The following is a 22107-nucleotide window of genomic DNA, read 5'->3' on the forward strand; positions in this document are numbered from 1 at the left end:
CGAGCGCCCCTCGCCGACGCCCTGACACCACCCGCTCCTCGGCGCGCCTCGCGTTTCCCGCGTGTCGCACGTGTCACCCACCCGGCCTCGCACGCCGCGTGGGCCGTCGACGCGCGCGCCGAGCCGTAGACGTCCATGGACCGAATCCCCTCCCGCCCTCCGCGGTCGGGAGCTCTCATGCCCTGGAGCGCCGCACATGTCGCGCGACAACACCCATCCCAGCACGTCCCCGGCCGGCCACCGCGGCCACATCGCCGTGGTCGGCATTCCGGCCCACGGCCACGTCAACCCCGGCCTCGCCGTCATCCGCGAACTCGTCGAGCGCGGATACCGGGTCAGCTACGCCACCACCGACGCCTTCGCCGCCACGGTGGCGGCCACCGGCGCCACCGTGGTCCCCTACACCTCGCTCCTGCCGAGGGAGGACGACCCGGAGCAGTCCTGGCCGGATGACGCCATCGAGGCGATGAACCTCTTCCTGAGGGAGTCCCAGGCCGTCCTGCCGCAGCTGGAGGCGGTCTGGGAGGCGGACCGCCCCGACCTCTTCCTGTACGACATCGCCGGCTACCCGGGCCGGCTGATGGCCGAGAAGTGGGGCGTCCCCGCCGTGCAGCTCTCCCCGACCTACGTCGCCTGGGAGGGCTACCAGGAGGACATGGCGGACTTCCTCGGCCCGCTCTTCGCCTCGCCCGCCGGCGTCGCCTACCAGGGGGAGTTCACCCGGTGGTTGCGGGAGAACGGCGTCGGCCTCACGCCGGACGACTTCACCGGCCGGCCGAGGCGCTGCGTCGTCCTGATCCCGAAGGCCATGCAGCCGAACGCCGAGCGGGTCTCCGAGGAGGTCTACACCTTCGTCGGCCCGTGCGCCGGGGACCGCGCGGACCAGGGCGGCTGGCGGACACCCGAGGACGGCCGCCCGGTGCTGCTGGTCACGCTGGGCTCCGCCTACACCAACCAGCCGGAGTTCTTCCGCGCCTGCATCGCGGCCTTCGGCGACAGCCGCTGGCACGTCGTGATGTCGATCGGCCGTTACGTGGACGAGGCGGCGCTCGGCCCGGTGCCGGACAACGTCGAGGTCCACCGCTGGGTGCCGCAGTTCTCGGTGCTCTCCCAGGCCGACGCGTTCATCACGCACGCCGGCATGGGCGGCACCGTCGAGGGGCTGTACCACGGCGTGCCGATGGTCGCCGTGCCGCAGGCGGTCGACCAGTTCGGCAACGCGGAGCGGATCCGGGAACTCGGCGTCGGCCGGCACGTGCCGACCGAGGAGGCCACCCCCGAGGTGCTGCGGGAGGCGGTCGACGCGCTCACCGCCGACCCGGAGGTGGCCGCCCGCCTGGCCGCCATCCGGGCCGAGATGCGCCGCGAGGGCGGCACCCCGCGGGCGGCCGACCTGATCGAGGCCGAACTGCGCGCCCGCCGCGGCGCGTAGCCGGAACGGGCCGAGGGCGACCGGCCGACGCCGGTCGCCCTCGGGTGTCCCCTTGGAGGGGCACTCACCCTCCGCCGGGACGGATCAGGCGGTGGTGCAGGTGGAGCCGTTCACCGTGAACAGGTCGGGCTGCCGGTCGCCGGCGGCCTGGGTCCCGTTGAGGCCGAAGGTCACCGACGCGCCCGGCGCCACCGTGCCGTTCCACGAGGCGTTGGTGACGGTCACGTGGTGGTCGTGCTGCTCGGCGGTGGCGGACCACGCCTGGGAGACCCGCTGGCCGCCGGAGAAGACCCACTCCAGCTTCCAGCCGTTGATCGGCGTCGTACCGGTGTTCTTCAGCGTCACGTTGGCGGTGAAGCCGCCCTCCCAGGCGTTGGCCACCGCCCAGGTCACCTGGCAGTCGCCCGCCGGCTGCTCGCCGCCGCCCTCCGCGGCGGTGGTGAACGTCACCGGGCTGGAGGCCGAGGAGACGTTCCCGGCCGCGTCCCGGGCGACGACGTAGTAGGTGTACGGCGTCTCGGCGGCCAGACCGGTCAGGTTGGCGGTGGTGCCGCTGGTCGTGGCCACCAGCTCGTCCGTCTGCCCGGCCTCCCGGTAGAGGTCGTAGCGGGTCACCGCGACGTTGTCCCGGGCGGCCGGCCAGGAGAGCGTGGCGGTGGAGGAGGTCACCGCGGAGGCGGTGGGCGTCCCGGGGGCGGTGGGGGCCTGGGTGTCCGGACCCTCGCCGCCGCCGTCCTCGCCGGTGAAGACCACGTCGGAGCAGTTGTAGAAGGCTTCGGGGCTGTCCGAGCGCTGCCAGATCGAGTAGATGACGTGGTAGCCGCTCTTGCCCTCGGGCAGGGTGGCGTTCCAGGTGTACTCGGCGCCGTCGGGGCCGCTGCCGTTGATCGGCGGGTTGGTGACCTGGTCGAACGGCACCGGTTCGAGGTCGTCCCAGCCGAGCGGCTCGTTCGGGTTCCAGCCGTCCTTGGTGACGTACTGGTACCAGGTGCCGGGGTGGGGCGCCCAGGCGTTGTACCGGAAGGTGATGTCCGCCCCGGCGGTGAGCTCGGTGGTCGGCCAGTCGGTGCGGCCCTGCCGGAAGCCGGCGAACGTCTCCTGCGGTCCGCAGAGGTTGCCGTCCGGGATGATCTCCTGGTGCCGCCCGCCGGCGTTGCTGATCAGGTTGCCGAACCAGTTCCACAGCGGCGTCTTGCCGCTGATCCGCACGGCCTCGGCGCAGGCCGGGTTGGTCGGGTTGACGTCGCCGGTGCCCCCGGCCAGTCCGTCCTTGTAGCAGGCGTAGGTGCGGGTGGCGGGGTACGTCATGCCGCCGTGCGCCTGCGCGGCCTGGGGCGGGAGCACCAGGACGGACAAGCCGGACGCGCCGACCAGCAGGCCGACCAGGCCCTGCTTGCGGGTGATCTTCACGGACTCTCCTGCGGTTCGCTCGTGCGTTGACGTGCTGTCGGTGGCCCTCTCCAGGGCGGGACGCCCAGCGGTGTGCCGGAGGTCGCCAGGACGGCGCGGGGCACGCTGGAGCGATCTTGGGAGCGCTCTCATTGATGGTGGTTTGCACACGACAAACTGTCAATCCTCCGTGCGGCAGGGCCGTTCGGGAACGCGGGATCCCGCCGTGTTCCGGCGCGCCATCCCCCGCTGGAGGAATTGCGCATACGTACATTCGGGTGGTTGTGGACGCGTGCGGTGACCCGTCGTCACGCAGAGTCGTTGTCCTGTCTGGGAGCGCACGGCTCCCCCAGACGAACGCGAAAGGGCTTCGCACGTATGCAGCACTTCCCCAGTAGGCATGTGGCGGCCATCCTGACCGCCGGTGGCCTGGTCGTCGCCGGCGCCGGCGCGGCCCACGCGGAGGCGGAGGCGGAGGCCGGCGCCGTCGGTTCGCCCGGCATCATCTCCGGCAACGCCCTCCAGGTGCCGGTGCACGTCCCGATCAACCTCTGCGGCAACACCGTGGACATCATCGGCGTGCTCAACCCGGCCTTCGGCAACGGCTGTGCGAACGCCGAGGCCGAGATCGAGGTCGACGACGAGGAGCCGCCGAACAACGGCAACGGCGAGGAGCCGCCCAACAACGGCAACGGCGAGAAGCCGGAGAAGCCGAAGCCCGAGAAGCCGAAGCCGGACCCGAAGCCGGAGCCCAAGCCGGAGAAGCCGGAGAAGCCGGAGGACGGCAAGGACTGCACCTGCTAGTGACGGTGCTCGATGCCACCGGCCACGGACGGCACCCCCGCCCACTCCTGCGGGGCCGATGAGCCGGTAGGCGTGTGGCATCCGGTCGGGTCGCCCCGACCGGATGCCACACGGCGTGGGGGGCTGTCAGGCGCCCCCCACGCACCCTTTTAGTTTGCATCCCCCACAAACCACCGGCAAGCCGGGTGACCGGCCCGGCGGCGCCCGGGCGGTGGGCCGGTCAGACCGGCGCGGGCCCCGTGGAGCCCCGCACGGTCAGCCACGGCGTCAGCAGGGTGGCCTGCGGGACCTGGGTGCCGGACCGCTTCTCCATCAGCAGGGTGACCGCCCGCCGGGCGCTCTCCCCGGCCGGCACCAGCACCGAGGTCAGCGGCGGCGAGGAGCGCTCGGCCACCTCGTCCGGGCAGATCGCCACCACCGACACGTCCTCGGGCACCGACTTCCCGTGCGCCCGCAGCGCCTCCAGCAGCGGGCCCACCGCCGCCTCGTTGTGGATCACGAAGCCGGTCAGCTCCGGATCCTGCCGCAGCAGGCGCTCCACGGTCTCCCGCACCGCGTCGTACCCCTGCTCGCACGGCACGTCCCAGGCGGTCAGGTCGTGCTGCTTGACCGCCTCCTGGAAGCCGGTCAGCGTTCCCTGGGCGAAGCCGGTGGCCCGGTTGTAGACCGCCTGCGGCGCGCCCAGCAGCGCGATGTGCCGGTGGCCCTGCTCGGCCAGGTGCTCCACGCAGAGCGCGCCCGCCCGCCGGAAGTCGAGGTCGACGCAGGTCAGGCCCTCGCTGTCGCGCGGGAAACCGATCAGCACCGAGGGGCACGGCAGCGCCCGCAGCGCCGGCACCCGGGCGTCCTCCACCTCGACGTCCATCACGATCAGCCCGTCGACCGTGGAGCCCGCCGCCAGCCGCTCCAGCCCGGCCGCGCCCTCGTCCGCGGTGACCAGCAGCACGTGCTGGTCGTACGCGCGGGCGGTGGTCACCACGGAGACCGCGAACTGCATCAGCACCAGCAGGTCCATGCCGGCGCGCAGCGGCAGCACCAGCGCGATGGTGTCCGACCGGTTGCTGGCCAGGGCGCGCGCGCCGGTGTGCGGCTGGTAGCCGAGTTGGCGGACGCTCTCCAGCACCCGCTTGCGGGTCGGTTCGGAGATCGACCGCTTGCCGTTGAGCACGTAGCTCACGGTGCTGGGCGCGACCCCGGCGGCGCGGGCTACGTCGGCGATGGTGACCATGCGGACTCCACGAGTGGGGTGGGGGAGGGCCGCGGCTGCGGCGGTCTCGGACAGGGCGTCAGGGTCGGCGGGGTGAGGCTACCGCGCGTCGACCGTCCGTGTGCCGGGTGTCGCCGCGTCGGCGCCGGGGTGCAGGGACAACTCGGCCAGCCGGGTGCCGGGGTCGGTGAAGACCACGTAGAGGTCGTGCCGGCCCGCGCTGGCGCGCAGCCGCACGTCGACCTCCCGCCAGGCGTACGGCCCGCCGCCCGGCTGCACGGTCGCCGCCCCGGCCACCGCGCCGTCCAGCGGGTCGTCCAGCAGCAGCCGGACCTCCCCGGGCTTGTCCCCGCCCTGCGCGACCGTCAGCCGGCAGAAGCCGGCGTCGTCGGGCAGGCGCACGTCCTCCCAGACCACCCAGTCGCCCGCCGCGGTGGAGACCACCACGTCGCCCCGCTCCGGGGTGGCGTCACCCAGCACCGCCCCGCCGAAGGCGTCGCAGTCGGCGGCGCGGACCGTCCCGGCCGCCGGGTCGTGCGGCAGCAGCGTCTCACCGCTCACCCGCAGGTGGGCGGTGGCCCGGATGTCCTCGCTGGAGGAGCCGACCATCACCAGGTGCCGGGCGCTGTCGACCACCATCCGGCCGCGCACCGTGTCCCACACGGCCAGGTCGCGGGCGGCCAGCCGGAAGTCGACCTCGGCCGTCTCGCCGGCGGCCAGCCGTACCCGGCGGTAGCCGCGCAGCGCCCGGCGGGCGAGCTTGAGCCGGCCGCCGGCGGTGGAGCCGCGCTGACGGGTGTAGAGCTGCACCACCTCCTCGCCCTCCCGGTCGCCGGTGTTGGTGACCTCGACCGTGACCCGGACCTCGCCGTCGGCGTCCACCTCCGCGCGGTCCAGCCGCAGCCCGCCGTACCCGAAGGTGGTGTAGGACAGGCCGTGCCCGAACGGGTACAGCGGCCGTCCCCGGAAGTACTGGTAGGTGGCGTCGCTGCCGATGATGTCGTAGTCCAGCAGGTCGGGCAGGTCGGCGGCGGACCGGTACCAGGTCTGCGGCAGCCGGCCGGCCGGCGAGACGTCCCCGCACAGCACCTCGGCCAGCGCCGCGCCGGTCTCCTGGCCGCCGTGCGAGAGCCAGCAGATCGCGTCCACGTGCGCGTCCGCCCAGCCGATGGCGAACGGGTAGCTGCTCTCCACCACCAGCACCGTGCGGGGGTTGGCCGCGCGCACCGCGCGGACCAGCCGCTCGGTGGCGTCGGGGAGCTCCAGCTCCTCCCGGTCCTCGGTCTCCCGCCCGTTGATCAGCGGGTCGTTGCCGACCACCACCACCGCGACGTCCGCCTCGGCGGCCAGCCGGGCGGCCTCCGCGACGCCGTCCACCACCGTGACGACCTCGAAGACGGTGGCCCGCTCCGGGTCGTCGGTGAAGGTGACGTCGTCGCTGGCCGGCCGGTGCACGGCGTAGCCGGCGGCCACGTTGCGCAGGCGCGTGCCGCCGCCCGGGACGTCCTCCAGGACGAAGGTCTCGTGCACCACCCAGCCGTTCGGACGCGGCTGGTCGGCGGTCAGGATCCGCTCCCCGGCCTGCTTCACCACGCCCTGCAGGTCCCGGACGTCGTCGGTCGGATCCTGGGCGGACAGGAAGCCGCCGCCCACCGCCCGCAGCGTGCGGACGGTCGGCGACCACTCCATCAGGTCCAGCAGGCAGTCCGGATCCTCGGCGGGCCGCTCCCCGGTGACCCGGGTGCGCACCACGGTGCCGTCCACCGCCAGGCAGCGGTCGGTGCCGGCCAGCCGGAGCAGGACCCGGCGGGCGCCGTCGTGCAGGGTCACCCGGACGTCCTCGCCCAGGCGCGCCCGCAGGCCGTCGACCGGGGTGACGCCGTAGGGCAGGGTGCCGCTGTACCAGTCCTCGTACAGCATGTCGGCGAGGGGGCCGATCACCGCGACCGAGCGCAGCGCCGCCGGATCCAGCGGCAGCAGCGGGCGGCCGGTGGCGCCGGGCGCGTTGCGCAGCAGCACCACGGAGGCGCGGGCCGCCTCGCGGGCCAGCTCGCGGTGCTCCGGGCAGTTGACCACGTCCCAGGTCAGGTGGGCGAAGGGGTCGCGCTCCGGCGGGTCGAAGTCGCCGAGCCGCATCCGCAGCTCCAGGGAGCGGCGCACCGCCCGGTCGACGTCCTCCATGGTGATCAGCCCGCGTTCCAGCGCCTCGGTGACGTGGGCGATGGTGGGGGCGGCGTCGGTGGCGTTGTCGGTGAAGCTGTCGACGCCGGCGTGCAGCAGGGCGGCGTGCCCGCTGGGCTGGTCGGGCAGGTACGCCTGCTCGCCGGCGACGTTGCTGGGCGCGAGGGCGTCGCTGGTCACGAAGAGCCCGTCGCGCGCCCACTCCCGCAGGGCGGAGTTGATCAGCGGGCTCAGGTGCGCGGGGCGTCCGTTGACCAGGTTGTAGGAGGGCATCACGGCCAGCGCGGCGCCGGCCTGGAGCGGTCCACGGTAGGCGGGCAGCTCGTACTCGTGCAGCACCCGGGGCGGCATGCACGAGGAGGTGGTCTCCCGCCGGGTCTCGTTGTTGTAGGCCAGGAAGTGCTTGAGCGTGGGGGCGGTCTTGAGCACCCGCGGGTGGTCCCCGCGCATCCCGGAGGCGTAGGCGGTGGCCAGGTCGGAGGTGAGCAGCGGGTCCTCCGCGTAGCCCTCCTCGTTGCGGCCCCAGCGCGGGTCGCGCAGCAGGTTCACCACCGGCGCCCAGACGTTGAGCCCGGTGCTGCTCCGGTCGCGGTTGCGGAAGGCCCGCACCTCGTCGCCGACCGCGTCGCCCACCCGCCGGACCAGCTCGGGGTCCCAGGTGGCGCCGAGGCCGACGGCCTGCGGGAAGACGGTGGCCGGCCCCATCCAGGCGACTCCGTGCAGCGCCTCGGTACCGGTCGTCCAGCGCTCCAGGCCGAGCCGGGGGACGGCGGGCTGGTGCTGGTGGAGGAAGGCGATCCGTTCGGCCGCGGTGAGCCGTCCCAGCAGGTCGTCGACCCGCTGCTGGAGCGGCAGGTCGGGGTTGCGGTAGGGCTCGGTGGTGTGCGAGGTCATGTGGGGGACCGCCCTCCGGTCTTCCGGAACGAGGTGAACTTTCGAAGCGCTTCGATCGAAGGGCAGCCGTAGACGGTGCTGCTGAAGCGCTTCGACAGTGCGCACGCGCCGCCATGCCCAGGGGGCCATGGTTTGTTGCGACGGTGAGACGAACGTGGCACAGGGGTCGGAGACCGTCAAGGCTTCGCGCAGCAACAGGCGTGCGCATCGGGGGAAGCGCGGGGATGCGGGCGCTCACCTGTTCCGTGGGGCCGGACAGATGAGCGCCTCCGGGGTGTCGCTGTCAGGTCGCGCCGGTACGCCGCGGACTCACGAGAAGGCCTCGACGGCCGCGGCGTCCGGGTCCGCCTCGGCGTCCGCGTCCGTGTCGGCGGCGGGATCCGATGGGTCGTCAGCGGACCGACCGTGGGCGCCCGCCGACCGGTCGAGGGAGCGCAGCCGGGCTATCTCCACGGTGTCCAGCACGCTCGCGGTGGCGCCCAGCGCCGCCGCCTCGAAGCCGAGCTTGGAGGTGGCCAGGCGGGCGCCGCCGAGGTCGGGCGCCAGGGTGAGTTCGGTGGCCACCCGCTCCACGTGGGGCAGCAGCCAGGGGGCGAGGGTGACGAAGTGTCCGCCCAGCACGAGCACCTCGGGGTTGAACAGGCCGACCAGCACCGCGACCGCCCGGCCGAGCCAGTCGCCCGCGCGCTCCAGGCGCTCCAGCACGGCGGCGTCGCCCGCCGCGGCTCGTCCGGCGAGGTCCTCCACCTCGGCCCCGAGGTCGGCCAGGACGTCCTCGGCGGTGGCGTCCGGGTCGGTCTCGGCCACCAGCGCCGGGAGGTTCACCAGGGCGTCCAGGCAGCCGCGCCGGCCGCAGGCGCACGGCGGCCCGGCGGGGTCGAGCGGGATGTGGCCGACCGCGCCCGCGTGGCCCGCCGCGCCGCGCAGCAGGCGTCCGCCGCTGATCACACCGGCCCCCACCCCGACCTCGCCGGTCAGCTGGATCAGGTGGGCGGTGCCCCGGTGCTCGCCGTGCCGGTACTCGGCCAGCGCGCCGAGGCCGGCGTCGTTGTCCACCAGCACGGGGAAGGCGGGGTCGCCGAGGGCCCGCACCAGCGCGCCGCGCAGGTCGACCGCCCGCCAGCCCAGGCCCGGGGCGTTCAGTACGGTGCCGGAGCCGGCCTCCACCAGCCCGGGGACCGCGGCGGCCACCCCGAGCACCTGGTGGCCGGCGCGCTCCACGCGCCCGACGGCCCGGCGGGCGAGCGTGGCCAGCCTGGCCAGCGCCCGGTCCGGCCCGGCCCCGGCGGAGTCGAAGGCCTGCCGCCAGCTGAGCAGCCGGCGGCCGGCGATGTCGACCGCGACCGCCGCCAGGTAGTCGGCGTTGATCTCCAGGCCGATGGCCGCGTACTCCCGGCCGTCCAGCACGAGCATGACGGCCGGTCGGCCGATGCGGTTCTCGGACGTGCCGGTCTCTCGGACCAGCCGCCGGTCGATCAGCTCGCCGACCAGGCTGGAGACGGTGGCCTTGTTCAGTCCGGTGCCCGTGGCGATCTCCGAACGGGAACACGGCGCGTGCCGCCGGACGAAGTCGAGCACGAGGGCGAGGTTGGTGCCGCGCACGTCGGTGAAACCGGCGGGCCGCGGTCCCTGGTCGGTGGTGGAGAGTGTCAACTCGTCGCTCCCGGTGGGTCGTTCCTTGTCGCCGTCGGATCGGGCGGCGGGCCGGACGCGGGACGCCCGGGCCGGGACAGGACGGTCGCGGGCGGCAGCACCAGCCGCCGTGCGCACCGTTTAGCACGTCCATCATGCCTTATTCCAGCGCCGACGGAAGGGGGTGAGGCGACCCGAGGCCGCCGCCGCGGCCCGCGGCGGCACCGTTCACCGCACCCGGCATCCCGCTCATGGCCAGTGCGTTCGTTGCTCTACAACGGTTCGGTAGCGGTACCGGGTCAATCCGCTGCCGCCGTCTTGCCGCTGTCCGAGCTCGGGATTAGTTTGTCGTCTCACCGTACGAAGTAGACGGCGTTCGCTGCCCGTGCGCGTCCCGCTCCCCGTCCCGCCCTGGGAGCGGGGACGCGACCGTCTCGGTACTCAACGATCGGTAGGAGCCATCCATGACCCCCTCCCTGCCCGCCGGCGGGCCCAACCGCCGCAGATTCCTCAGCGTCCTCGCCGCGGGAACGGCGATGGCCGCGGCCGGGCCCGTCCTGACCGCCTGCTCAGCACCGGACAGCGGCTCCGCCGGGGGCAGCGGCGGCGGAGCGGGAGCCGACGCCAGCACACTGAACGACCTGCTGCCCACCTACACACCCACCAACATCGTCACGCCCGACCTGCCCGGCGTCGACGGCCCGGCCGGCCCCACCCCGCCCGGCTTCCTCACCTACCCCGCCGACCCGGTCCGCGCGGTCGAGGGCACCCCCGGCGCCGGCTCCACCTTCACCGCCATGACCCCGGCGTGGTGGCCCATCCCGCCGGGCCTGGGCTCCAACTCCTACTACGACGCGGTCAACGAACGCCTCGGCGCCACCTTCCAGTTCAACCCCGTCCCCGGCGAGGACTACGGCCCCAAGCTCAGCGCGACGCTGGCCGCCTCCGAGCACCCGGACCTCACCTGCATCCCCAACTGGGACTTCCCCGCCCGCTTCACCGAGGCCGTGCCCACCCTCTTCGAGCCCATCACCGAGTACCTGCGCGGCGACAAGGGCGCCCAGGACTACCCGCTGCTGGCCGGCTTCCCCACCACGGCCTGGGCCTTCGGCGTCTACGGCAACGAGCTGTACGGCATCCCCTCGCAGTTCTCGATGTTCGGCAACGTCACCTACTACCGCAAGGACATCTTCGACCAGATGGGCCTCGCGGAGCCGACCAACGCCGACGAACTGCTGGCCCTCGGCCGCGAGGTCAACGACCCGGACAACAACCGCTGGGCCTTCGGCGACCTGCTGTGGGACGCCCAGCGGATGTTCGGCGCCCCGCAGAACTGGCGGATCAACTCCGACGGCACCCTCACCAACCAGATCGAGACCGAGGAGTACCGCGCCGCCATCGAGTGGCTGCGCATCCTCTACAGCGAGGGCCTGGTCCACCCGGACATCGCCGGCGGCCAGAGCAACGGCAAGGACCTCTTCGAGAGCGGCCGGATGCTGATGTACGCCGACAGCATCGGTGCCTGGCACGAGGCCCTCGGCCGGCAGCTGGCCAACAACCCCGACTTCCAGATGCAGCCGTTCAAGCCGTTCGCCCACGACGGCGGCACCCCGATCGTCTACGGCCCCACCCTGCCGGCGGCCTTCCTGACCTTCATCAAGAAGGGCACCCCGCCGGAGAAGGTCCAGGAGATCCTGCGCTGCCTCAACCTGCTGGCCGCCCCGCTCGGCACCCAGGAGTACGACCTGGCCCTCTACGGCGCCGAGGGCACCCACTGGACCCGCGGCGAGAAGAACGCCCCCCAGGTCACCGACCTCGGCCGCTCCGAGGTCACCCTCACCTACGGCTTCCTGGTCGGCAGCCCCTCCGTCATCGCCCACGTCCAGTACCCCGGGTACGTAGAGGCGCTGCACGCCTGGCAGAGCGAGGCCGCCCAGTACATCGACGACGACCCCAAGCGCGGCCTGCACGTGGAGGAGCCGGCCGACCTGGTCGGACTCGCCACCGAGTACGAGGAGCGGGTCAAGGACGTCTACCGCGGCCGGGTCGACATCAGCGAGTGGGACAGCATCGTCGCCAGCTGGCGCCGCGACGGCGGCGACCGGCTCCGCGAGTTCTACGCCGGCGTCTTCCAGGAGGCCGGCCGCATGTGACCGCCGGCCGCCCCCGCCCCCGGGCGCCGGGCGGCCGCCCACCCCCCCACTTTCGTCCGCACCCACCCCCCGCCGGGGCGTCCCCGGGCACCGGACGCCCGTGACAGCGGCACGAGGAGAGCGCACCCATGGAGGACCAGACCACGGTCCGCGGCACCGCCCCGCGCGGTGGCGCCGGACCCGCCCTCGCCGGTGGGCCACCGGCCACGCGCACCGCCGGCGACCCACCAACCGCACCACCGGCCGGCGGCGCCCCGACCAAGCCGGCCGCCACCATCACCAAGACCTGGCGCCAACGGCTGCGCGCCGACTGGCCACTGGTCGCCATGACGCTACCCGCCATCGGCCTGCTGCTGGTCTTCCACTACGCGCCGCTGCTCGGCAACGTCATCGCCTTCCAGGACTACTCGCCCTTCGTGGGCATCCGGGACAGCCAGTTCGTCGGCTTCTGGCACTTCAGCAGGTTCTTCACCGACCCGCTGTTCTGGCGGGCCACCGGCAACACCCTGCTGATCACCGCCTTCCAGCTGGTGTTCTTCTTCCCCGTCCCGATCGCCCTGGCCCTGCTGCTCAACAGCATCCTGAACAGCCGCGTCCGGGTGTTCGTGCAGTCCGTGGTCTACCTGCCGCACTTCTTCTCCTGGGTGCTGGTCATCACCCTCTTCCAGCAGATCCTCGGCGGCGCCGGCCTGGTCTCGCAGATCCTGCGGGAGAGCGGCAACAGCCCGCTGGGCATCATGACCGACCCGGACACCTTCATCCTGCTGGTGACCTCCGAGATGGTCTGGAAGGACGCCGGCTGGGGCACCATCATCTTCCTGGCCGCCCTCAGCACCGTGAACCAGAGCCTCTACGAGGCCGCCGCCGCCGACGGCGCCGGCCGCTGGCGCCGGACCTGGCACATCACCCTGCCGGCGCTGCGCCCGGTCATCGTGCTGCTGCTCATCCTCCGCCTCGGCGACGCGCTCACCGTCGGCTTCGAGCAGTTCATCCTCCAGCGCAACGCCGTCGGCAGCCGGGCCGCCGAAGTGCTGGACACCTACGTCTACTACACCGGCATCGTCAACGGCGACTACTCCTACGCGGCGGCCGTCGGCCTGTTCAAGGGCCTGTTCGGCCTCGCCCTGATCCTCGCCGCCAACAGGATCGCGCACGTGTTCGGAGAGCAGGGGGTGTACAGCAGGTCATGACACTCGTATCGGAAACCGCCCGGCGGCGGCTGAGGTCCTCCCGTCCCGAGCGGGCCCCGTGGGAGGAGCCGGAGGGCCCACTCGCGCGCATCGGCAAGGGCCTCGCCCTCACCGCCATCGTGCTGGTGATCCTCGGCCCGCTCTACGTGGTCCTGCTCACCAGCCTGTCCTCACAGGAGACCATCACCGAGGCCGGCGGCCTGGTGATGGTGCCCGACGGCCTGACCCTGGACGCCTACCGGGCCGTCCTCGGCGGCGGCGTGATCACCCGCTCCGTCCTGGTCAGCACCGGCGTCACCGTCGTCGGCACCGTCATCAGCGTCGGACTGTCCATCCTGTGCGCCTACGGCCTGTCCCGCCCCGGCTCCTTCATGCACCGGCCGCTGCTGTTCACCGTGCTGCTCACCTTCCTGTTCGGCCCCGGCATGATCCCCACCTACCTGGTGGTCAGCGGCCTCGGACTGGTGGACAGCTACTGGGCGCTGATCCTCCCCTCGGCCATCGCCGCCTTCAACGTCGTGGTGCTGCGCTCCTTCTTCATGTCCATCCCCCAGGAGCTCATCGACTCCGCCCGCATCGACGGCGCCGGCGAGTTCCGCATCCTCGCCTCCATCGTGCTGCCGCTGTCCCGGGCGGTCACCGCGGTCGTCGCCCTCTTCTACGGCGTGGGCTACTGGAACGCGTTCTTCAACGCGCTGCTGTACATCGACGACACCCGGATGTGGCCGCTCCAGCTGGTGCTGCGCACCTTCGTGCTGGACGCCCGCGACCTGCCGGCCGGCGCCGGCGGCATCCAGCAGGCCGTGGACTCCGCGCCCAGCCTCGCCCTGCGGATGGCCGTGGTGATGATCGCGGTGATCCCGATCCTGCTGGTCTACCCCTTCGTCCAGCGGCACTTCACCAAGGGCGTCATCATCGGGGCGGTCAAGGGCTGACCGACTGCTTCGCCGGAGGAACCGGCGGGACCGCCGCACGGACCACCCCTGGGGAGGGGTGCGGGGCGGTGCGTGGCGTGCGGGCGCCACGCACCGCCCCATCGGCTTCTCACGCCACCCGGACGTCCTCCCCGTCCACCCCGGAGACCACCGAACCGCCGGCGCCGGCCAGCCGCACCACCGCCTCCCGCAGCACCGCCGCCGGCAGGGTGAACGGCAGCCGCACGAACCGCTCCAGCGTGCCGTCCACCCCGAACCGGGGCCCGGCCGCCACCCGCACCCCCCAGCGGTCCGCCGCCCCGGCCAGCCCGCTCCCCGACACGCCGTCGGTGCGCGCCCACAGCGACAGCCCGCCGTCGGGCACGGTGAACGTCCAGCCCGGCAGGTGCTCGCGCACCGCCGCCACCAGCGCGTCACGCTGGGCCCGCACCCGGGGCCGCCGCGCGGCCAGCAGCTGTGGCAGGTGGTCCACCAGCAGCCGGCGCACCACCAACTGCTCCAGCACCGGAGAGGCGACGTCCGTGCTGGAGCGCTGCGCCGCGATCGCCCGCACCAGCTCGGGGGCGGCCCGCACCCAGCCGATCCGCAGCCCGCCCCAGAACGTCTTGCCGGCCGAGCCCACCGCCACCACCGTCCCGCCGGCCCGGTCGTACGCCGCCACCGGCCGCGGCAGCGGCCCGTCGTGCAGCGCCGTCTCCGCCATGGTCTCGTCCACCACCAGGACCGTGCCGGCGGCCCGGGCGAGCGAGACCAGCCGCTCCCGCTGCTCCTCGGGCATCAGCCGGCCGGTGGGGTTGTGGAAGTCGGCGATCAGGTAGGCCAGGCGCGGCGCGGCCTCCCGCAGCACCCGGGCCCAGGCCGCCAGGTCCCAGCCCTCCTCGGCCAGCGCCACCGGCACCGGCCGGGCCACCCGCTGCACGGCCTGCAGCGCGTTGGCGTAGCCGGGCGAGTCCACCGCCACCCGGTCGGCCGGGCCCAGCAACTGGCCCAGCACCAGCGACAGCCCGGCCGCCGCCCCGTTGCTGACCAGGATCTGGTCCGGGGTGGTGGGCACCCCGCGCTCGGTGTACCGCCGGGCGACGGCCTCCCGCAGCACCGGCAGGCCCATCGGGAAGTACCCGTGGCTGCCCAGGTAGCCGCCCAGCTCGTCGGCGGCCGCGGCGACGGCGGCGGACAGCCACGGCTCGGGCGCCGGCAGGCTGGCGATGCCCAGGTCGATGACCCGCGGCGCGCCGTCCGGCCCGCCCGGGACGCCGTGGCAGGAGTCCACCGGCGAGATCCCGGCGGAGGGCACCTCCCGCCCCGCCGGCAGCGTGGTCCAGCTGCCGGACCCGCGCCGGCTGGCCAGGAAGCCCTCGGCGCGCAGCGCCTCGTAGGCGGCGGTGACCGTGGTGCGGCTCAGCGACAGCGCGGCGGCCAGCTCCCGCTCCGCGGGCAGCCGGGCCGCCAGCGGCACCCGGCCGTCCAGCACCAGGGTGCGCAGCGCGTCGGCGAGCGAGCGGTACGCGGGCCGGCCGTTCGGCCGGGACGCCAGCAGGCGCACCAGCTGCGCGGTGCCCACGGACGTCCGCGGCGTCCCCAGGACGGATGGGGGAGAGGACATGGCAGGCCACTCCTTCCGGATTGGCTATGGAATCGCGGGACGGTTTCGGGCCAGATTGGCAGAGCTCACCGGCCAACACCAGTCCAATCGGGGAGAACCATGGTCCGCCGCCTCGTCCAGCTCTACGCCGGCCTCGCCCTCTACGGGGCGAGCCTGGCCCTGATGGTCCGCGCGGACCTCGGCCTGGATCCGTGGGACGTCTTCCACCAGGGGGTCGCCGACCGGACCGGGCTGAGCTTCGGAACCGTCGTCACCCTCGTGGGCGCGCTGGTGCTGCTGCTGTGGCTGCCGCTGCGCCAGCGCCCCGGACTCGGCACGATCAGCAACATCCTGGTGCTCGGGGTGGCCGCCGACGCCACGCTGCTGGTGCTGCCCGAGCAGCGGGTGCTCGCGGTGCGCGTCGGTCTGCTGGTGGCCGGCGTGCTGCTCAACGGCGTGGCCACCGCCTGCTACATCGGCGCGCGGTTCGGGCCCGGCCCGCGGGACGGGCTGATGACCGGCTGGGCGGCCCGCTCCGGGCGGTCGATCCGGCTGGTCCGCACCGTCATCGAGTGCGGCGTGCTGGTGGTCGGCTTCCTGCTGGGCGGCTCGGTCGGCGTCGCCACCGTGGTCTACGCGCTGGCCATCGGCCCGCTGGCCCAGCTGTTCCTGCCGGTCTTCGCGGTGCCCGCGCCGGAGCCGGCGGCGGCCGAGCAGGCGGCGGCGGAGCAGGCGGCGCGCGAGAAGGCCGGGCCCGAGGCGCGCGACCGGCTCCCGTCCGTGGGCGGCACCACGGAGAATTAGTTCGCAGATCCAGCCGAACCAAGGCGGGTATCTCCTCGTCGGACAGGCCATCCACAGCCGCAAACGCGGCCGGATGGCGGGCAGCGGACACCCTCCGCGATTGACAGCCCCTCCAGGACTGTCTAACTTCCTCGCGAGCCCCAACAAAAGGAGCGCGCAGATGCCCGACCTGTCCGACGCCACCCGGGGACGCGTCCTCTACGGCGGCGACTACAACCCCGAGCAGTGGCCCGAGGAGGTCTGGGCCGAGGACGCCGCCCTGATGCGCCGCGCCGGTGTCACCCTCGCCACCGTGGGCGTGTTCTCCTGGGCACGCATCGAACCCCGCCCCGGCGCCCGGGACTTCGACTGGCTCGACCGCGTCCTCGACCTCCTGCACGACGCCGGCGTCGGCGTCTGCCTCGCCACCCCCACCGCCTCGCCCCCGCCGTGGCTCGGCCACCGCCACCCCGACACCCTCCCCGTCGACGACGCCGGCACCCCCCTCACCTACGGCTCCCGCAACCAGTGGTGCCCCTCCGCCCCCGAGTACCGGCGGCACTCCCTGGCCCTCGTCGCCGACCTCGCCGAACGCTACGCCGGCCACCCGGCGCTCCGGCTGTGGCACGTCGGCAACGAGACCGGCCCCACCTGCCACTGCGAGCACACCGCCACCGCCTTCCGCCACTGGCTGCGCGCCCGCCACGGCACCCTGGAACGCCTCAACGAATCCTGGGCCACCGCCTTCTGGAGCCAGCGCTACGACAGCTGGGAGGAGATCACCACCCCCCGCCGGGCGCCCTACCTGCACAACCCCACCCAGCTCCTGGACTTCCGGCGGTTCACCTCCGACGTCCTGCTCGACCAGTTCCGGGCCGAGCGCGACCTGCTCCGCCAGGCCACCCCGCACGTCCCCGTCACCACCAACTTCATCCACCTGTGGGACCAGGTCGACCAGTGGGCCTGGGCGGCCGAGGAGGACGCCGCCGCCATCGACGTCTACACCGACCCCGAGGACCCGGCACGCCACGTCGAGTCCGCCCTCGCCTACGACCTCGCCCGCTCCCTGCGCGACGGCGCCCCCTGGATCCTGATGGAACAGGCCGTCGGCGGCGTCAACTGGCGGGAACGCAACACCGTCAAGACCCCCGCCCGGATGCGCCTGGACAGCCTCCAGGCCGTCGCCCGCGGCGCGGACACCGTCGCCTTCTTCCAGTGGCGCGCCTCCCGCGCCGGCGCGGAGAAGTTCCACTCCGGCATGCTGCCGCACGCCGGACCGGACACCCGCGCCTTCCGCCAGGTCTGCCGCCTCGGCGACGAACTCGGCCGCCTCGGCCCGGCGGTGGCCGGCAGCCGCGTCCCCGCCGAGATCGGCCTGCTCTGGGACTGGCACAACGTCTGGGCACTGCGCCAGAAGGCCCACCCCCGCCAGGACCTCGACCCCGCCGAACTGCTGCGCGAGTACCACCGCACGCTCTGGCAGGCCGGCCACACCGCCGATCTCCTCCCACCCGGCTCCGACCGGCTCGACCGCTACCGGCTGCTGGTCGTCCCCAACCTCTACCTGGTCACCGACGCCGACGCCGAACGACTGGTGCGCTACGTGGCCGAGGGCGGCACCCTGCTCATGGGCTTCTTCTCCGGCGTCGTCGACGAACACGACCACATCCGGCTCGGCGGCCACCCCGCGCCCTTCCGCGACCTGCTCGGCGTCACCGGCGAGGAGTTCCGCCCACTCGCCCCCGACGCCGGGCCGCGCGTCTCCTCCGCGCTCCTCGGCGACTTCCGGGCCGCCTACTGGATGGAGACGCTGCGCACCACCGGCGCCGAGGCCGTCGCCACCGTGGAGCCGACCCTCCCACCCGGCCCCGGCGTGGACCCGGAGGACGCCGGCATGCCGGTGATCACCCGCCACTCCCACGGCGCCGGCACCGCCTGGTACGTCGCCACCCGCCTCGACGACCCCACCCGCGCGCGGCTGCTGACCCGGGTGGCCGACGACGCCGGCCTGCGGCCCGCCCCGCTGGCCGCACCCGTCGCCGGGGTCGAGGCCGTGCGCAGAGGAGAGGTGCTCTTCCTGCTGAACCACGGCGGGCAGCCGGTGACCGTGCCGCTGCCCGAGGGCTACGCCGCCGGCAGCGTCGACCTGCTCACCGGCACCCCCCACCGGCAGGCCGTCGAACTGCCCGCCGAGGACGCCCTCGCCCTCCTCCCCGGTGACCGCCTGCCGGGGCGGGGGTCGGCCGCAGACGCCCGCCAGGGGTGACGCCCCGGGCGCGCCCCGGTCACCGGGGCGCGCCCCTCTAGAAGACCACCGCGACCTTGCCGTCCAGGCCGCCCCGTCCGAAACGCCGGTGCGCGGCCCGGATGTCCCGGAGCGCGAACGTGGAGTCCACGCGCGGCCGCACGGCGCCGTCGTCGACGAGCCGGGCGAGTTCGCGCAGGCCCGCCCCGTCCTCACGCACCTGGTTCACCGTGGTCCGCACCCTCCGCGCGGACAGGTCGGGAACCGGACCGGCCTGGGTGGCGATCGAGGCGTACCGGCCGCCGTCGGCCACGGCGTCGGTGACGAAGGCCCCGAAGGTGTCGAAGACGGCGTCGTAGCCCCGGGGCTGGAGGTCGGCCGGGTCGGTGGTCGCCCACTCCGCGCCGTGGGCCCGGACGAAGTCCAGTTGGGCCTCCCGGGAGACCAGGGCGTCCACCCGTGCGCCGCGGGCCCTGGCGAGCTGGACGGCCAGGCCGCCCACCGCGCCGGCGGCGCCCGTGACGAGCAGCCGGTCACCGGCCGCCACCGCCAGCCAGTCCAGGGTCTGCAGCGCGGTGAGCCCGGGCAGCGGCAGGGTGGCCGCCTCGATGAGACTGACCGCCGTCGGCGCGGGCGCCACCGCGTCGGCGGGCAGCGCGACCACGTCGGCCCAGGTCCCCCGCCCGGTGCCCAGCTGGTGGGACATCGCGACCACGCGCTCCCCGGCACGCAGCCCACTGGAGCCGCCGTCGATCACCACGCCGGCCAGATCCCAGCCGAGCGTCATCGGCAGCGGCGGCGTCCCCTCGCCGATGGCGCCCTCCCGCGTCTTGTCGTCGACCGGGTTGACGCTGGTCGCGACGGAACGCACCACCACCTCGCCGGCCCGCGGCTCGACCTCGGGAACCTCCTCCACCCGAAGCACCTCGGCTCCACCGAATCCATCGATGCGGACGGCACGCACGGACGGCCCCTCCCTCTCCGGTTGATCACTGCCCAGCACGAACCGCCCCGGCGGCCCGCTCATTCCCGGCGCGGCGCGCCGCCACCGCGTCCGGCGGCCCGTCACTGCCCCGCGTCCGTCGGCCGGTCACTCCGGCCCATCACTCCCGCGGCCCGTCACCCCTGCGCGTCCGGCGGCGGTGAGGCTCCCGCACCGGCCGACCGCAGTCTGCCCGCCAGCACGTGACAGCGCCTCGCCAGCTCCGGAGGGTCGAGCACCTCGAAGTCGTGCCCCAGCAGGAGCACGTGCATCAGCACGAAGTCCAGGCTCTCGGCACCGCTGAGGACCTCGCACCGCCCGCTCCCGCGCCGCCGCACGACGGCCGCCGACGCCGGGATCTGCGCGCGCACCGTGTCGGCCGGCGCGTGCACGAGGAAACGCGCCCGATGCGGGTAGACCCGGCTCGCCACGCCCTCCTGCACGTACGTCGCCGCGTCCGGTGCCGGGCGCGGGCGGAAGCGCCAGGTCCGTGCGGACACCTCGGTCATCCGGTCGACACGGAAGCTGCGCCAGTCGTCGCGATCGAGGTCGTAGGCCAGGAGGTACCAGCGCCGGTCGGAGGCGACCAGGCGGTAGGGCTCCACCCGCCGCCGTCGCACCTCGCCCCCGGACGGGTAGTCGAAGGCGGCCTCGACCTCGTCGCGGCATGCTCTGGCCAGCGTCATCAGCACCTCGGGGTCGACCGGGGCGCGCCCGCCCCCGCCGAAGAACTCCACCGAGCCGGACAGCGCGCGCACCTCGTGCCGCAGCCGGGTGGGCAGCACCCGGTCGAGCTTGGTCAGCGCCCGCAGCGCGGCGTCCCCGGCGCCGGCGACCGCGCCACCCGCGCCGGCGAGCAGCGAGACCGCGGTGGCGATCGCCTCCTCGTCGTCGAGGAGCAGCGGCGGCAGGGCCTTCCCCGGGCCGAGCTGGTAGCCGCCGCCGACGCCCTGGCTGGCGTGCACCGGGTACCCGAGCGCGCGCAGCCGCCCGACATCGCGCCGCACCGTGCGTGGCGTGACCCCGAGCCGCTCGGCGAGCTCCGGACCGGTCCAGACCTGGCGCTGCTGCAACAGCCCGAGCAGGGTGAGCACCCGCTCGGTCGTCCCCCGTTCGTCGTTGTTCGCCGCGTCCATGTGGCCCAGCCTGCCAGAGATAGCGGACCGATCCTGTCCGCCCCCGGTGCCACAGTGGCTCCATGGACGCAGACGAACGCGACTGGAACCAGATGCTGCGCGAGCAGTGGGAGGTCCACTGGAACCACCAGCTCCGGGCCCGCCTCGAGGGCCTCACCGACGACGAGTACTTCTGGTCGCCGATGCCGGACGCCTGGAGCGTGCGGCCGCGCGGCACCTCGACGGCGCCCGTGCAGGCCGGCGCCGGGGACTTCACGATCGACTACGCCTTCCCCGAGCCGGTGCCCCCGCCCTTCACCACGATCGCCTGGCGGCTCGGCCACGTGATCGTCGGTGTGCTCGCCGCGCGCAACGCGGCACACTTCGGCGCGCCGGCGGCCTCGTACGAAACCTGGGAGTACGCCGGCGACGCGGCCACCGCGCTGGACCAGCTCCAGGCCCAGCTCGACCTCTGGCTGGCCGGCGTGCGCGGCCTCGGCGACGCCGGGCTCCGGACCCGGCTCGGCCCGAAGGAGCCCTTCCCCGAGCTGACCATGGCCGATCTGGTGCTGCACATCCACCGCGAGCTGATCCACCACCTGTCCGAGGTCTGCCTGCTGCGCGACCTCTACCTGCACACGAACCACGCCACGAACGGAGCAACCCGATGAGCCGGCACGTCCAGATCACCTTCGACGCCCACGACCCGCGGGCGCTGTCGTCCTTCTGGCGCGACGTCCTCGGCTACGTCCACCCGGGCCCGCCCGGAGTCGACCTGCCGGAGGGCGCCGACCCGCTGGCCGCGTGGGACGACTTCCTGGCGGGGATCGGCGTGCCGGAGGACCAGCGCAACACGAGGTCGGCCATCGAGGACCCGGACGGGCACGGCCCGCGCCTGTTCTTCCAGCGGGTGCCGGAGGACAAGGTGGCCAAGAACCGCGTCCACCTCGACGTGCGAGCGGCTCCCGGGCTGCAGGGCGAGGAGCGGATGGCGGCGCTGGAGGCCGAGTGCGACCGGCTGGTGGCGCTGGGGGCGACGCGGCTGCGCCGCCACGAGCCGGCTCCGCCGCTGAGCGCCGGCTTCATCGTGATGGCCGACCCCGAGGGCAATGAGTTCTGCCTGGACTGAGCCGGCCGGCTGGGACTGCCCCGCCCGGGCCTGCCTGGATCCACCGTGATCCGGCGTCCCTGGCCTGGACTGACCCGGCCTGGCGTGCCCCGGCCTGCTCTCCTGGACGCGATGTGGCACGGCCTGGTCTCCTGGACTGATGTGGCGCGGTCTGGTCTGCCTGGAGGACCTGCCCGGCTTGCCGTGGCTTGGACTGGCCCGGCCTGGCATGCGCGGCCTGGTCTGCCTCGGTCCGACGTGGCTCGGCCTGGGGCGACCGGTCTGGGATGGCCCGGCCCCGCCCCCTGGGTCCCATGAGTGGGTAAGCCGTGCCCAGCCCAGCGCCCGGCCCAGCGCCCGGCCCAGCCCGGCCCGGCCCAGCGCGGCTCGGCGCGGCTCGGCCCAGCGCGGCTCGGCGCGGCTCAGCCCAGCCCGGCCCAGCGCGGCTGGGCCCGGTTCCGGCCTGTCCCGACGG

At 74.1% G+C, this 22107-nt stretch carries 16 protein-coding genes; 9 read left to right on the top strand and 7 right to left on the bottom strand.

Annotated features, from left to right (window positions below; all coding sequences use genetic code 11):
- The first annotated feature begins 196 nt into the window (after positions 1–196).
- Entirely contained in the window at positions 197–1432 is a 1236-nt protein-coding gene (locus FHU37_RS06790; protein WP_179813300.1) for a macrolide family glycosyltransferase, read from the top strand.
- Between the two features lie 84 nt (positions 1433–1516).
- Here the strand turns inward: FHU37_RS06790 and FHU37_RS06795 are convergent, their stop codons facing one another.
- Entirely contained in the window at positions 1517–2842 is a 1326-nt protein-coding gene (locus tag FHU37_RS06795; RefSeq protein ID WP_218903958.1) for a lytic polysaccharide monooxygenase, read from the bottom strand.
- A 381-nt stretch (positions 2843–3223) separates the two neighbouring features.
- Between FHU37_RS06795 and FHU37_RS06800 the strand changes: the two genes are divergently transcribed.
- Positions 3224–3625 carry a chaplin gene (locus FHU37_RS06800; RefSeq protein WP_312892469.1) on the top strand — a complete coding sequence of 134 codons (402 nt, stop codon included), beginning with the start codon at positions 3224–3226 and terminating at the stop codon, positions 3623–3625.
- 220 nt (positions 3626–3845) lie between these two features.
- On the opposite strand, the gene FHU37_RS06805 is transcribed toward FHU37_RS06800, so the two are convergent.
- The 3 genes from FHU37_RS06805 to FHU37_RS06815 form a co-directional block, all read right to left on the bottom strand.
- Complete coding sequence (locus FHU37_RS06805; protein ID WP_179813302.1) at positions 3846–4853, bottom strand: LacI family DNA-binding transcriptional regulator; 1008 nt, start codon at positions 4851–4853, stop codon at positions 3846–3848.
- Between the two features lie 78 nt (positions 4854–4931).
- Positions 4932–7907, bottom strand: coding sequence for a glycoside hydrolase family 3 C-terminal domain-containing protein (locus FHU37_RS06810; protein WP_179813303.1), 2976 nt, complete (start codon positions 7905–7907; stop codon positions 4932–4934).
- Between the two features lie 309 nt (positions 7908–8216).
- The gene (locus tag FHU37_RS06815; RefSeq protein WP_179813304.1) at positions 8217–9560 is read right to left on the bottom strand and encodes an ROK family transcriptional regulator; all 1344 of its coding nucleotides are present in this window, start codon (positions 9558–9560) and stop codon (positions 8217–8219) included.
- Between the two features lie 443 nt (positions 9561–10003).
- Here FHU37_RS06815 and FHU37_RS06820 point away from each other — a divergent pair, with 443 nt between their 5' ends.
- The 3 genes from FHU37_RS06820 to FHU37_RS06830 all read left to right on the top strand — a co-directional run bounded on the left by FHU37_RS06820 (position 10004) and on the right by FHU37_RS06830 (position 13817).
- Positions 10004–11692 (top strand): extracellular solute-binding protein, encoded by a 1689-nt coding sequence (locus FHU37_RS06820; RefSeq protein ID WP_179813305.1) that lies wholly within the window; start codon positions 10004–10006, stop codon positions 11690–11692.
- Positions 11693–11820: 128 nt separating this feature from the next.
- Positions 11821–12882, top strand: a complete 1062-nt coding sequence (locus tag FHU37_RS06825; protein ID WP_179813306.1) for an ABC transporter permease — start codon at positions 11821–11823, stop codon at positions 12880–12882.
- Positions 12879–13817 (top strand): carbohydrate ABC transporter permease, encoded by a 939-nt coding sequence (locus FHU37_RS06830; protein WP_179813307.1) that lies wholly within the window; start codon positions 12879–12881, stop codon positions 13815–13817. The genes FHU37_RS06825 and FHU37_RS06830 overlap by 4 nt, the downstream gene beginning before the upstream one ends.
- A 109-nt stretch (positions 13818–13926) precedes the next feature.
- On the opposite strand, the gene yczR is transcribed toward FHU37_RS06830, so the two are convergent.
- Entirely contained in the window at positions 13927–15420 is a 1494-nt protein-coding gene (gene yczR, locus FHU37_RS06835) for a MocR-like transcription factor YczR (protein WP_179813308.1), read from the bottom strand.
- A gap of 99 nt (positions 15421–15519) precedes the next feature.
- Here yczR and yczE point away from each other — a divergent pair, with 99 nt between their 5' ends.
- Entirely contained in the window at positions 15520–16203 is a 684-nt protein-coding gene (gene yczE / locus FHU37_RS06840; protein ID WP_179813309.1) for a membrane protein YczE, read from the top strand.
- Between the two features lie 160 nt (positions 16204–16363).
- A complete protein-coding gene (locus tag FHU37_RS06845) occupies positions 16364–18448 on the top strand; it encodes a beta-galactosidase (RefSeq protein ID WP_179813310.1) in 2085 nt (694 codons plus the stop codon).
- Between the two features lie 37 nt (positions 18449–18485).
- Here the strand turns inward: FHU37_RS06845 and FHU37_RS06850 are convergent, their stop codons facing one another.
- On the bottom strand, positions 18486–19343 hold the full coding sequence (locus FHU37_RS06850; protein WP_312892470.1) for an NADP-dependent oxidoreductase: 858 nt from the start codon (positions 19341–19343) through the stop codon (positions 18486–18488).
- A 203-nt stretch (positions 19344–19546) separates the two neighbouring features.
- A complete protein-coding gene (locus tag FHU37_RS06855; RefSeq protein ID WP_179813312.1) occupies positions 19547–20545 on the bottom strand; it encodes a helix-turn-helix transcriptional regulator in 999 nt (332 codons plus the stop codon).
- A gap of 62 nt (positions 20546–20607) precedes the next feature.
- On the opposite strand from FHU37_RS06855, the gene FHU37_RS06860 reads away from it, so the two are divergent.
- A complete protein-coding gene (locus FHU37_RS06860) occupies positions 20608–21195 on the top strand; it encodes a DinB family protein (protein ID WP_179813313.1) in 588 nt (195 codons plus the stop codon).
- On the top strand, positions 21192–21653 hold the full coding sequence (locus FHU37_RS06865; protein WP_179813314.1) for a VOC family protein: 462 nt from the start codon (positions 21192–21194) through the stop codon (positions 21651–21653). The genes FHU37_RS06860 and FHU37_RS06865 overlap by 4 nt, the downstream gene beginning before the upstream one ends.
- Positions 21654–22107: the final 454 nt, after the last annotated feature.

Source organism: Allostreptomyces psammosilenae, from assembly GCF_013407765.1.
GTDB lineage: Bacteria > Actinomycetota > Actinomycetes > Streptomycetales > Streptomycetaceae > Allostreptomyces > Allostreptomyces psammosilenae.

Excerpts from the sequence above, each read along its gene's own strand:
- FHU37_RS06855 (WP_179813312.1), bottom strand. The coding sequence starts at position 20,545 with ATGGACGCGGCGAACAACGACGAACGGGGGACGACCGAGCGGGTGCTC.
- FHU37_RS06805 (WP_179813302.1), bottom strand. The coding sequence starts at position 4,853 with ATGGTCACCATCGCCGACGTAGCCCGCGCCGCCGGGGTCGCGCCCAGC.
- FHU37_RS06825 (WP_179813306.1), top strand. The coding sequence starts at position 11,821 with ATGGAGGACCAGACCACGGTCCGCGGCACCGCCCCGCGCGGTGGCGCC.
- FHU37_RS06810 (WP_179813303.1), bottom strand. The coding sequence starts at position 7,907 with ATGACCTCGCACACCACCGAGCCCTACCGCAACCCCGACCTGCCGCTC.
- FHU37_RS06830 (WP_179813307.1), top strand. The coding sequence starts at position 12,879 with ATGACACTCGTATCGGAAACCGCCCGGCGGCGGCTGAGGTCCTCCCGT.
- FHU37_RS06845 (WP_179813310.1), top strand. The coding sequence starts at position 16,364 with ATGCCCGACCTGTCCGACGCCACCCGGGGACGCGTCCTCTACGGCGGC.
- FHU37_RS06820 (WP_179813305.1), top strand. The coding sequence starts at position 10,004 with ATGACCCCCTCCCTGCCCGCCGGCGGGCCCAACCGCCGCAGATTCCTC.
- yczE (WP_179813309.1), top strand. The coding sequence starts at position 15,520 with ATGGTCCGCCGCCTCGTCCAGCTCTACGCCGGCCTCGCCCTCTACGGG.
- yczR (WP_179813308.1), bottom strand. The coding sequence starts at position 15,420 with ATGTCCTCTCCCCCATCCGTCCTGGGGACGCCGCGGACGTCCGTGGGC.
- FHU37_RS06865 (WP_179813314.1), top strand. The coding sequence starts at position 21,192 with ATGAGCCGGCACGTCCAGATCACCTTCGACGCCCACGACCCGCGGGCG.
- FHU37_RS06860 (WP_179813313.1), top strand. The coding sequence starts at position 20,608 with ATGGACGCAGACGAACGCGACTGGAACCAGATGCTGCGCGAGCAGTGG.
- FHU37_RS06790 (WP_179813300.1), top strand. The coding sequence starts at position 197 with ATGTCGCGCGACAACACCCATCCCAGCACGTCCCCGGCCGGCCACCGC.